At 69.2% G+C, this 10,882-nt stretch carries 12 protein-coding genes; 8 read left to right on the forward strand and 4 right to left on the reverse strand.

Annotated elements, in window-relative coordinates; genetic code table 11:
• The 6 genes from RTM68_RS13750 to RTM68_RS13775 form a co-directional block, all read left to right on the forward strand.
• Positions 1-762: helix-turn-helix domain-containing protein (locus RTM68_RS13750; protein WP_312171853.1), on the forward strand; the 762-nt coding region annotated here is incomplete at its 5' end.
• A gap of 108 nt (positions 763-870) precedes the next feature.
• Positions 871-3,204 (forward strand): phosphoribosylformylglycinamidine synthase subunit PurL, encoded by a 2,334-nt coding sequence (gene purL, locus RTM68_RS13755; RefSeq protein WP_312171855.1) that lies wholly within the window; start codon positions 871-873, stop codon positions 3,202-3,204.
• The gene (locus tag RTM68_RS13760) at positions 3,201-3,344 is read left to right on the forward strand and encodes a hypothetical protein (protein WP_312171858.1); all 144 of its coding nucleotides are present in this window, start codon (positions 3,201-3,203) and stop codon (positions 3,342-3,344) included. The genes purL and RTM68_RS13760 overlap by 4 nt, the downstream gene beginning before the upstream one ends.
• A gap of 241 nt (positions 3,345-3,585) precedes the next feature.
• The gene (locus RTM68_RS13765) at positions 3,586-3,981 is read left to right on the forward strand and encodes a DUF2786 domain-containing protein (RefSeq protein WP_312171861.1); all 396 of its coding nucleotides are present in this window, start codon (positions 3,586-3,588) and stop codon (positions 3,979-3,981) included.
• 39 nt (positions 3,982-4,020) lie between these two features.
• Positions 4,021-4,293 (forward strand): hypothetical protein, encoded by a 273-nt coding sequence (locus tag RTM68_RS13770; RefSeq protein ID WP_312171863.1) that lies wholly within the window; start codon positions 4,021-4,023, stop codon positions 4,291-4,293.
• A gap of 63 nt (positions 4,294-4,356) precedes the next feature.
• Positions 4,357-4,566 carry a hypothetical protein gene (locus RTM68_RS13775; RefSeq protein ID WP_312171865.1) on the forward strand — a complete coding sequence of 70 codons (210 nt, stop codon included), beginning with the start codon at positions 4,357-4,359 and terminating at the stop codon, positions 4,564-4,566.
• Positions 4,567-4,591: 25 nt separating this feature from the next.
• Here RTM68_RS13775 and RTM68_RS13780 read toward each other — a convergent pair whose 3' ends face one another.
• Positions 4,592-5,164 carry a TetR/AcrR family transcriptional regulator gene (locus tag RTM68_RS13780; protein ID WP_312171867.1) on the reverse strand — a complete coding sequence of 191 codons (573 nt, stop codon included), beginning with the start codon at positions 5,162-5,164 and terminating at the stop codon, positions 4,592-4,594.
• A 69-nt stretch (positions 5,165-5,233) separates the two neighbouring features.
• Between RTM68_RS13780 and RTM68_RS13785 the strand changes: the two genes are divergently transcribed.
• The gene (locus RTM68_RS13785) at positions 5,234-7,774 is read left to right on the forward strand and encodes an MMPL family transporter (protein ID WP_312171869.1); all 2,541 of its coding nucleotides are present in this window, start codon (positions 5,234-5,236) and stop codon (positions 7,772-7,774) included.
• Positions 7,775-8,079: 305 nt separating this feature from the next.
• Positions 8,080-8,403: a cupin domain-containing protein gene (locus RTM68_RS13790; protein WP_312171871.1), complete on the forward strand. Its 324-nt coding sequence runs from the start codon at positions 8,080-8,082 to the stop codon at positions 8,401-8,403.
• 267 nt (positions 8,404-8,670) lie between these two features.
• Here RTM68_RS13790 and RTM68_RS13795 read toward each other — a convergent pair whose 3' ends face one another.
• The 3 genes from RTM68_RS13795 to phnE form a co-directional block, all read right to left on the reverse strand.
• Complete coding sequence (locus RTM68_RS13795) at positions 8,671-9,234, reverse strand: TetR/AcrR family transcriptional regulator C-terminal ligand-binding domain-containing protein (protein ID WP_312171874.1); 564 nt, start codon at positions 9,232-9,234, stop codon at positions 8,671-8,673.
• 122 nt (positions 9,235-9,356) lie between these two features.
• Positions 9,357-10,124 carry a tyrosine-protein phosphatase gene (locus RTM68_RS13800; RefSeq protein ID WP_312171877.1) on the reverse strand — a complete coding sequence of 256 codons (768 nt, stop codon included), beginning with the start codon at positions 10,122-10,124 and terminating at the stop codon, positions 9,357-9,359.
• Positions 10,121-10,882, reverse strand: a 762-nt coding sequence (gene phnE, locus RTM68_RS13805) for a phosphonate ABC transporter, permease protein PhnE (RefSeq protein ID WP_312171879.1), incomplete at its 5' end; no start/stop codon positions are given. The genes phnE and RTM68_RS13800, both read right to left, overlap by 4 nt.

A 10,882-nucleotide genomic window follows, 5' to 3' on the forward strand; every position in this document is an offset into this window, starting at 1 on the left:
CGACGGCGGCGCAGGCGACGGCAGCAGCGGCGCACACGGGGGCGAACCGGGGGACGCCGACGGATGACGGGCGGCGACGGGGTATCGATCTCGGCCCGCCAGCCCACCGCCATCCACAGTGCGCTGTCGATGCTCGAAGCCGTCGCGGCGATGGGAGCCGGCGTCACCGCGCGGCAACTCGCCGAGCATCTGGGGATGCCGCGCGCGACGACCTATCGCCTGCTCAATCTGCTGGTGCAGGACGAATACCTCGTCCGGACCCCGGATCTCACCGGTTTCGCCCTGGGCACGAAAGTGGCGTTGCTGGCCGGCAGCATCGCCGTCGAGCGCGTCCCCCGCGCCGCACGCGACGTCCTCGAGCGCACCAGGGCGAGCGCGCGGGGTGGCATCCACCTCGTCCTCTACCGCGACGGCAGAGTCGTCATCGCCGATGAGGACCCCGACTTTCCCCTCTCGAACCGGCTGGGCCTGCAGCACGAGCCCACCCGATACGCGCTGGGTCTGCTGCCACTCGTCATGCGAGGGGAGGTCGTCCGCGGGGAGCACGTCGCCGACGACCTCGTCACCGAGCTCCGCGAGCAGGGCGTGATCCGCACTCGCGACGGTCAGCGCGGGTGTCTGGTCGCGCCGATCACCGACGCCTCCGGCGCGCTTGCCGGAGCGCTGTCCTACTCGGGTCCGCGCCGATACATCGACGAGTCCGATTCGATCGCCGTCTCCGTCATCGCGGCCGCACGGGAGCTCGGACCGCTCCTGACGTAGACGCGAGCAGCGGATGCCGGCATCCGTCGCCCCGACGCACGAACCCGGGCCCCCGGCATCCCCCGGTAGACTGGCCATGCCCCGCCGGCCCCTCATCTAGGAGTGCGCGTGACCACCGCCCCTGCACCTGCCCACAAGCACGTCCCCGACTCCGTCGAGAACGCCACCGCGACTCCCGAGAAGGAGCAGCCGTACGCAGCGCTGGGCCTCAAGGATGACGAGTACGCCCGCATCAAGGAGATCCTGGGCCGCCGCCCGACCTCCGGCGAATTGGCCATGTACTCCGTCATGTGGTCGGAGCACTGCTCGTACAAGTCGTCGAAGAACTACCTGCGCCGCTTCGGCCAGAAGGTCTCCGACGAGATGAAGGAACGCCTGATGGTGGGCATGGGCCAGAACGCGGGCGTCATCGACGTCGGCGAGGGCTGGGCCGTCACCTTCAAGGCCGAGTCGCACAACCACCCCTCGTTCATCGAGCCGTTCCAGGGTGCGGCGACCGGCGTCGGCGGCATCGTCCGCGACATCATCTCGATGGGTGCACGCCCGGTCGCGGTCATGGATGCCCTGCGCTTCGGTGCGATCGACCACCCCGACACCGCCCGCGTCGTGCACGGTGTGACCAGCGGCATCAGCTTCTACGGCAACTGCCTGGGCCTCCCGAACATCGGCGGCGAGACGGTCTTCGACTCGGTCTACCAGGCCAACCCGCTCGTCAACGCGCTCGCGGTCGGCGTCCTTCGCCACGAAGACCTCAAGCTCGCCAACGCGACCGGCGTCGGCAACAAGGTCGTGCTGTTCGGTGCTCGCACGGGTGGCGACGGCATCGGCGGCGCCAGCATCCTGGCATCCGACTCGTTCGACTCCACGGGCCCGACCAAGCGCCCCGCGGTGCAGGTGGGCGACCCGTTCGCCGAGAAGGTGCTCATCGAGTGCTGCCTCGAGCTGTACCGCGACGAGCTCGTCGAGGCCATCCAGGACCTCGGTGCCGCCGGGATCTCGTGCGCGACCAGCGAGCTCGCGGCCAACGGCAACAGCGGCATGAAGGTCTCGCTCGACAACGTGCTGCTGCGCGACCCGTCGCTCACGGCTGAGGAGATCCTCATGTCGGAGTCGCAGGAGCGCATGATGGCGATCGTCGCTCCCGAGAAGCTCGACGCGTTCCTCGCGGTCGTGCAGAAGTGGGACGTCGAGACGTCGGTGCTCGGTGAGGTCACCGGCGACGGCCGCCTCATCATCGACTGGCAGGGCGAGCGCATCGTCGACGTCGACCCCTCGACCGTCGCGGTCGACGGCCCGGTCTACGACCGTCCGGTCGCGTACCCGACGTGGATCGACGCACTGCAGGCGGATGCCGCCGAGAACCTGCCTCGGTCGAACGACCCCGAGGTGCTGCGCGAGCAGTTCCTCAACCTGGTCGCCTCGCCGAACCTCGCCGACACCCGTTGGATCACCAACCAGTACGACTACTACGTGCTCGGCAACACGGCCCTCTCGTTCCCCGACGACGCCGGCATGATCCGCGTCGACGAGGAGTCGGGCCTGGGCTTCGCCATCTCGACCGACGCCAACGGCCGCTACTGCCAGCTCGACCCGTACGCGGGCGCACAGCTCGCACTCGCCGAGGCCTACCGCAACGTCGCCGTCACCGGCGCTGTGCCGACCGCGATCACCGACTGCCTGAACTTCGGCTCTCCCGAGAACCCCGAGGTCATGTGGCAGTTCGGGCAGACCGTCGACGGTCTCGCCGACGGATGCTACGAGCTCGGCACTCCGGTGACCGGCGGAAACGTCTCGTTCTACAACCAGACCGGCGACGTGCCGATCCACCCGACCCCGCTCGTCGGCGTGCTCGGCATCATCGACGACGTCTCGCGTCGCATCCCCTCGGGATGGCAGGACGAGGGTCAGAACATCTACCTGCTCGGCACGACCTCGACCGAGCTGTCGGGTTCGGCGTGGGCCGAGACCGTGCACCAGCACCTCGGCGGACTGCCCCCGAAGGTCGACCTCGCAGGCGAGAAGCGCCTCGCGGGTCTGCTCGGCGCAGCCCGCGACGAGTGGCTGATCTCGTCGGCGCACGACGTGTCGGAGGGCGGCCTCGCGCAGGCTCTCGCCGAGGGCGTCTCGCGCTTCGGCGTCGGCGCACGCGTCTGGCTGAACGAGATCATCCAGCGTGACGGCGTGGATGCCGCATCCGCCCTGTTCTCGGAGTCGACCGGTCGCGTCATCGTGACCGTGCCTCGTGAAGACGACGTGAAGTTCCGCGGACTCTGCGAAGGCCGGAACTACCCGGTCATGCGCATCGGCGTGACCGACTCCGAGGGCGCGAAGCTCGAGGTGCAGGACGTCTTCACGGTTCCGATCGCCGAGATCCGCGAGCGCTCGCAGGCCACGCTTCCCGCCGCCTTCGGCCCGACCGTCTCGGAGCCGGTCGGCGCATGAGCGGCGACGGCCTGAGCGAGGACTACGGCGACCTCGGCGAGCGGCGCAACCGGCGCATCCGCATCGTCGCCTGGACGGTCATCGTGGCACTGATCCTCGGTGGCGGTGGCGCGACGGTCATCACCCTGATCCTGGGCTGAGGCCCGGCCGGGCGACCCACACCGGGCACAGCTTCGGATTTCGTGGCCGACACCCGGCGCACCGGACCGTTGTGGCGGCGTGTCTCCGGTCGGGTCCGCACCCGTGCCCGGCTGAGCTCGCGGCATCCTCTTCTGCACCGGCATCCGTGATCTGGGTTCGTCCACAGTCCCCGGAATTCGGCCTCGCAATGTAGGTACCCCCGCGAAGGATTCACGGCATCACGAACCCAAGGGGGATGCCATGACCGAAGCCAAACTCGACCTGATCGCGAAGCTGCTCGCCAAGGCCGAGAGCACGACGCCCGAAGAGGCCGAGGCTCTGACCGAGCACGCCGAGCGACTCATCGTGAAATACGGGATCGAACAGGCGCAGATCGACGAACGGCGGGGGCGACTGGGGCAGACGCAGGAGCAGATCATCACAGAGCGGATGCTGTTCCGCGGCGTCTACGCGAAGGATCTCCGCGAGATCGGCATCGGCGTCGCCAGCGCGCTCGGTGCCGTGCGGCCGCTTCTGGCCGAGTACCCGCCGATCGCGGGCCTGCTGCTGGTCGGGCACGAATCCGACGTGCGCCAGGCGCAGACGTTGACAGCCAGCCTGGAGGTGCAGGCGATGGTCGCGATGCGCGGCTGGTGACTCGAGCATCGCCACTTCTACGTCGAGCAGCGCGACGGGGTGAAGCGGCGTGCTCGCAGCGGGTTCCTGCGCGGATTCGCGGCGGGCGCCATGAGTCGCATCGCCGAGAGCCGACGCGCCGTCATCGACGAGAGCGGCGCCGGCACCGAGCTCGTGCTCGTCTCGCGGAGAAGCCGGGTGGACGCGGCGGTCGACGCGCTGGCCACGAAGTCAGCCCGAGCGCGACGCGGCGCAGATGCGACATCGTTCGCTTTCGGGCACCGATCGGGTCTGAACGCGCGGACAGGAGGCCAGGCGGCGGTCGCGGGATGATCTCCCGTCCGTGCAACGGTTCCGGAATTACGTCCCTCGTCATGCGAGCGCTATGCTGCCCGGATGGACGAGTCCGGATTCTGGTTCCTCGGAGGAGCATCAAGCCTCGGTGCAACGATGCTCGTCCTGCCGACTGTGCAGCCCGAGTGGTGGTCGATCCTGACCGTCGTCGTGACGTTCACCGGCGCTGCGGTGATGTTCGTCCGGGGTGCGACGGACTGGCGTGCGGCGCGACGCCGAGTCGCCGCCCGCTCGGGGTCGCCGTCCTCGTGACGGCTGCACGCCCCGTCGGTCGGCGTCAGCGCCGGAACAGGTAGCGGCTCAGCTGCACGATCGACTCGGGGTCGTGCTCTTCTCGGCCGAGCGACTCGACGATGATCGCGCCGAGGATCGCTCGTCCGAGCTGCTCGACAGGAGCGTCCTCAGCGAGCTGTCCATCGCGGATGCCGCCGCGCAGCCGCTGCGTCAGGTACTTCTCGACGCCGAGGCTTTCTCCGAGGTGGGCGCCGACCCCGGCATCCTCGGTGGCCGCCGCGACGAGGGATCGCAGCAGGGCGCCGCCCTCGGGTGCTTCGAGGATCGACAACACGCTGCGCAGCCAGGTCTCGACGTCGGCGGCGAGGTCTCCGGTGTCGGGGACGATGAAGTCGACGGGGATCAGACGCCCCTCGGCGAGGCACTCGCCGATCAGGGCTCCGCGTGACGGCCACCATCGGTAGATGGTCTGCTTGCCGACGCCGGCCTCCTTCGCGATGCCTTCGATCGTGAGTCGGTCGTACCCCTGGTTGTGGAACAGGCGCGACGTCGCGTCGAGGATCGCCTCGCGCGCAGCCGTGCTGCGCACGGGTCCGCTCCGATGCTCGTTCACCACACGTTCAGGATAACCACAGAACTCTAGACGAGACGCACCGTATGATCAGTTCGTCTGAAGGAGATCGTCTTGGCATCACTGCTCTACCGTCTGGGTTCCCTCGCTGCGCGCAAGGCGTGGACGGTGATCGTCTCGTGGATCGTGATCCTCGGCCTCGGCGTCGGCGCGTTCCTGACGCTCGGCGGCACGCTGAGCAACAGCTTCGATATCCCGGGCACCGCCTCGGGCGCCGTGACCGACCAGCTCGCCGAGAAGCTGCCCGACACCGCCGGCGGCACCGGCACGGTGGTCTATCAGACGGCCGACGGCTCGGCCTTCACCGACGACCAGAAGCAGGAGATCTCCGCCCTGGCGGCGAGCGCCGAAGACCTCGACGGGGTGGCCTCGGTCGTCGACCCGTTCGACGCCCAGCAGCAGCAGGCCGACCAGGCGCAGCAGCTGGCAGACGGAGAGACGCAGATCGCCGATGGACGCGCTCAGCTCGATGCCGGGCAGGCCCAGCTCGACGCCGGCCGCACCCAGCTCGACGCGGGGATCGAGCAGCTCACCGCGGCGCGATCGCAGGCCGACGCAGGCGGCGCTCCCGCCGAGCAGCTCGCCGCCCTCGATGCGCAGCTCTCCGCGCTGAACGCGCAGCTCGCCGAGATCGACGCACAGCAGAAGACGATCGACGACTCGCGCGCCGAGCTCGACGACAACGCCGAGCAGGTCGAACTCGGATCCACCCTCCTCGACCTCACGAACGGCATCGGCGTCGTGTCCGACGACGGCTCCACCGCGATCGTCAACGTCTCGTTCGAAGATCCCCGCCTCGAGCTCTCCGAAGAGGTCAAGCAGGGCACGATCGACCACTTCGAAGCCTCGCCGATCGACGGTGTCGAGGTCGACTTCGGCACCGACATCGCGCAGGGCGTCCCCGAGATCTTCGGCGTGGGCGAGGCCATCGGCCTGGCCTTCGCCGCGGTCGTGCTGATCGTGATGCTCGGCACGCTGATCGGCGCGGCCCTCCCGATCGTCACCGCTGTCGTCGGCGTGGGCGTCGGCGTGACCGCATCCCTCGCCTTCTCGGGTGTCGTCGACATGGCATCCGTCACCCCGGTTCTCGGCGTCATGCTCGGCCTCGCGGTCGGCATCGACTACTCGCTCTTCATCGTGAACAGACACCGCAAGCAGCTGCTCAACGGTGTTCCGGTTCGCGAGTCCATCGGCCTCGCCACGGGCACCTCGGGCACCGCGGTCGTGTTCGCCGGAACCACCGTCATCGTCGCGCTGCTCGCGCTCAACGTGACGGGTGTGCCGTTCCTCGGGCTCATGGGCACCGTCGGCGCCGTCTGCGTCGCGGTCGCCGTGTTGGTCGCCATCACGCTCGCCCCCGCGGTGCTGGGCCTCGTCGGCACCCGCCTTCTCAGCAGGAAGGCCCGCACCACGATCGGTCGGCCGCACGCCGCGGGCAAGCCCGTGAAGCGCATGTCGACACTGCGCGCGATCGTCACCGTGCTCGTCAGCGTCATCGCCCTGCTGATCGTCGCGATCCCCTCGATGTCGATGCGCCTCGGTCTGCCCGACGGCGCGAGCGAGCCCTCGGACTCGACCAGCTACCGCGCGTTCCACGTCGTCGACGAGCAGTTCGGCGAGGGCGCGAACGGGCCGCTGCTCGTGACCGCGACTCTGGACGACGCCGTGAGCGACGACGATCTGCTCGCCACGCAGGTCGAGATCGCCCAGACGCTCTCCGACCAGGACGACGTCGTCGCGGTCGCGCCGATCGCGTCATCCGACGACAACACGCTGCTGGCGTTCCAGGTGCTTCCCGCCGAAGGCCCGAACAGCTCGTCGACCGAGAAGCTCGTGCAGGACATCCGCGCCCTGCCGCAGCTCGACGGCGGCATCACGCTCGGCGTCGCCGGGCAGGCCGCGATCAACATCGACATCTCCGAGGCCCTCGCCGGAGTGCTGCCGATCTACCTCGTGGTCGTCGTCGGACTCTCGCTGCTCATCATGATCGTCGTGTTCCGCTCGCTGCTCGTGCCGATCATCGCGACCGGTGGCTTCGTGCTCTCGCTGTTCGCGACGTACGGCCTGATCGTCGCGGTCTTCCAGTGGGGATGGGGCGCCGACCTCATCGGCCTGCACAGCACGGGGCCGATCCTGAGCTTCCTGCCCGTGATCCTCGTCGGCATCCTGTTCGGACTCGCCATGGACTACCAGCTCTTCCTCGCCTCGGGGATGCGCGAAGCGTACGTGCACGGAGCATCGGCACGGGATGCCGTCGCCCAGGGCTTCCGCGCCGGCCGCTCGGTCGTGATCGCGGCCGCGCTCATCATGGTCTCGGTGTTCGGCGGGTTCATCTTCTCGGAGTCGACCATCATCCGCTCGATCGGCTTCGGCCTCGCCTTCGGCGTGCTGCTCGACGCCTTCGTCGTCCGGATGCTGCTCATGCCGGCGCTCATGCACCTGCTCGGTCGCTCGGCCTGGTGGCTGCCCCGGTGGCTCGACCGCATCCTCCCGAACGTCGACATGGAGGGTGCCGCCCTCGAACGCGACCACCCCGGTGTGCGCACGGATGCGGAGCCGATCGCGCCGAGCGGGGATGCGCCCGCGGCGCGCTGAGGTCACAGGATCCCGACGGCGCACCCGCGCGGGTGCCTGCGCCTGGACAGAAGGAGATCTCGCACAGCGAAGGAGCCAATCCACGAAGTACTCCTCGGTTGCGTGAGATCTCCTTCGATCCGCGTGCGCACTGGAGAGAGGGAGCGGGCGGCACCCCGACGGGCGGAGAAATCCCTGTCGGGCGGACGTCTCGAGAGCAGAAGTCCGCCTAACAGGGAGAAGTCTGCCCGACAGAGCGGCCAGCGCACCGCTCACCCCTTCCGATCGGGCGCGCCCCTCGGTAGCCTCAGCCGCAAGGAGGCACCATGCCCATCGCACCCATCGACGTGCCCCTCGACGAGAACATCGAGGGATACCTGATCGGTTCTCCCGTGAGCATCATCCGCGAGTTCACCTCGACGGTCGGAGGCGGGCCGCGCCTGCACCGGCATCCCTACGCCGAGACCTTCGTGATCCATCGCGGGCGCGCACTCTTCACCGTGGGCGACGAGCAGGTCGTCGGCGCCGGCGGTCAGGTTCTCGTGGTTCCGGCACTCGTCGACCACCGCTTCGAAGTACTCGACGGCGGAACCTACGAGGCCACCCACATCCACGCGAGCGACCGCTTCATCACGGAGTGGCTCGAATAGCGGGTCGCCAGCTGCCGGATGGCTGACCGAATCCCGGATGGCTGACCGGATGCCGGGGAGGCGTCAGCCATCCGGGGAATCATCAGCCGGATGCACCTCCACCCCCGGCCCCCGGCCCCCCGGCCCCGCACCCCGGCCCCCGGCCCCCGAACGCCGAACGCCGGATGGCTGACCGAATCCCGGATGGCTGACCGGACCCCGGCGATTCGCCCGCCATCCGGGGAATCATCAGCCGAACTCACCACCGCAGCAACGAGGCGGGCGCGTTCAGGTCAGCATCCCGCGCCACACCACCTCGGCAGCAGCCCTGACCCGGGCGGCGACGGCGGGGTCGTCCATCCGGTCACCGCGTACGACGATCTGGTAATACGCCGCGCCGGCCATGGCATCGAAGCACGCCTCGACATCGAGGTCCGATCGCAACTCGCCCCGACGGATGCCCGCGCGCAGCGCGTTCACCAGCGGCACGCGACGGCGCGAGACGTGCGACTGCCAGTACGCCTTCTGCAGCGCCCGGTCGGCCATCACGAGTCGGATGCGTTGCCGGAAGCGTTCCTCGGAATATCCGGATGCCGCAACGGACAGCGCCACTCCGCTCTCACCGAGCCCCAGCCCGTCGAACAGCGCATCGCGCAGGTCGACGTCATCCGGATACTCCGGCGGAACCATCCGCCCGACGTCGAGGGCCGCGGCGATCAGGGTCGTCAGCGACGGCCAGCGCCGATACAGCGCCGCGCGGCTGACTCCGCTCCGCGCGACCACCCGGCTGACCGTCACCTCCTGCCCGGCATCGATGATCGCGAGCGTGGCCGCCACGATCTGACCGTCCATGTCCGCATCACGAGGGCGACCGGGACGACGGGGTGCCATGGCCCCGGCATCCGAGGTCGTCGAATCCACTCGTTCGACCACGCCAGTCGGTCCCGTCGCTCCCACCTCCACGGCGGCACCCGTCATCGTGCCAACGCCCGCTCCCGCAGTCGGCCGATCGTGGCATCCGACAGTCCCGCTGCGCGAAGCGGCCCGAGCGGGTCGCCGTGCTGCGCGCGCAGGGTGTCGAGCAGTGTGCGCATCGACACGTCCATCGATCCCTCGAGCAGCGACGAGGTCGCACTGGCCGCCGAGGCGTCGAAGCCGAGCGCCTTCCACATCGCGCCCATCACGGGAGCGGTGCGCTGCATGATCGCGACCATGTTGTCGCCGGTCCGCGCGTAGTCGGCGACGATGTCGTCGTCCGCCGCGCCGAGGGCCAGCAGCAGCATGGCTGCGAGCACGCCCGTGCGATCCCGCCCGGCCGCACAGTGGAAGGCCGCGACCCCGGGGGTGTGCGCGATGACGTTGAGCGCGGTGACGAGCTGCGGCGCCGCGACCTCGACCATGCGCAGGTACATCCTGCCCATCGCATCGTGGCTGAGCTCCGTCGCGCCTTCCCCCATCGAGCGCCCGACATCCGCGATCAACGGCAGGTGGTGGTAGGCGACCGGGTAGTCGGCGAGCGGGCCGCGCCCCGTGACCGACACCTCCAGCGGCGAGCGCAGGTCGATGACGGCGGTGAGTCCGGCGGCGACCAGCTGCGCGGCGACCTCCGTCGTGACGTACGCCAGGTCGTCGGTGCGGATCGCGACGCCCTCGCGCAGCTCTCCCCCGGCGATCGGGATTCCGCCGAGGTCGCGCAGGTTGACGGGGGCGCTGAGCACCAGGTCGATGTCAGCGACGGTCATGTGATTCTCCTTCGGATGAGGGCACTGCCCTGGTCGATCAGCGTGACGAGCACGATGATGCAGATGATGATGGCGCTGAGGTGGCCGTAGTCGTACATGCGCATCGCGGTGGTCAGCTCGAGGCCGATGCCCCCGGCGCCGACGAGGCCGAGAATGGTCGCGCCGCGCACGTTCCCCTCGAACAGCAGCAGCGTGTACGAGGTCAGCAGGGGCGCGGACTGCGGCAGGATGCCGTACTGGATGACCTGCCTCTTCGAGGCGCCGACGGCCTCCATCGCGACGACGGGTCCGCGGTCGACCTGCTCCATGGCCTCGGCGAAGATCTTGCCGATGGATCCGATCGAGCCGAGGGTCATGGCCAGGATGCCGGCGAACGGACCGAGTCCGACGGCCGAGACGAACATGAGCGCGAAGACGAGATCGGGCACCGAGCGGATGATGTTCATCACCCAGCGCGTCGGGTAGTAGACCCACTTCGGCGCGATGTTCGACGACGCACCGAACGCGACGAACAGTGACAGCACAGCGCCGAGCACCGTGCCGACGACCGCCATCTGGAACGTCTCGAGCAGCAGCGCGAGGATGATGCCGATCTTCGAGAAGTCCGGCGGGAACAGGCGCGACAGGAACTCGCCCATGTTGACCGCACCGTCGCCGAGCTTGATGAAGTCGAACCCTGCGCCGTTGAACGACCAGATCAGGATCAGTGCCGCGATCGTCGAGCCCACGAGCGGCAACACCGGAGTCGGGCTCGCGCG

Source organism: Microbacterium sp. (assembly GCF_031988965.1).
GTDB lineage: Bacteria > Actinomycetota > Actinomycetes > Actinomycetales > Microbacteriaceae > Microbacterium.

Excerpts from the sequence above, each read along its gene's own strand:
- RTM68_RS13760 (WP_312171858.1), top strand. The coding sequence starts at position 3,201 with ATGAGCGGCGACGGCCTGAGCGAGGACTACGGCGACCTCGGCGAGCGG.
- RTM68_RS13765 (WP_312171861.1), top strand. The coding sequence starts at position 3,586 with ATGACCGAAGCCAAACTCGACCTGATCGCGAAGCTGCTCGCCAAGGCC.
- RTM68_RS13775 (WP_312171865.1), top strand. The coding sequence starts at position 4,357 with ATGGACGAGTCCGGATTCTGGTTCCTCGGAGGAGCATCAAGCCTCGGT.
- RTM68_RS13790 (WP_312171871.1), top strand. The coding sequence starts at position 8,080 with ATGCCCATCGCACCCATCGACGTGCCCCTCGACGAGAACATCGAGGGA.
- RTM68_RS13795 (WP_312171874.1), bottom strand. The coding sequence starts at position 9,234 with ATGGACGGTCAGATCGTGGCGGCCACGCTCGCGATCATCGATGCCGGG.
- RTM68_RS13800 (WP_312171877.1), bottom strand. The coding sequence starts at position 10,124 with ATGACCGTCGCTGACATCGACCTGGTGCTCAGCGCCCCCGTCAACCTG.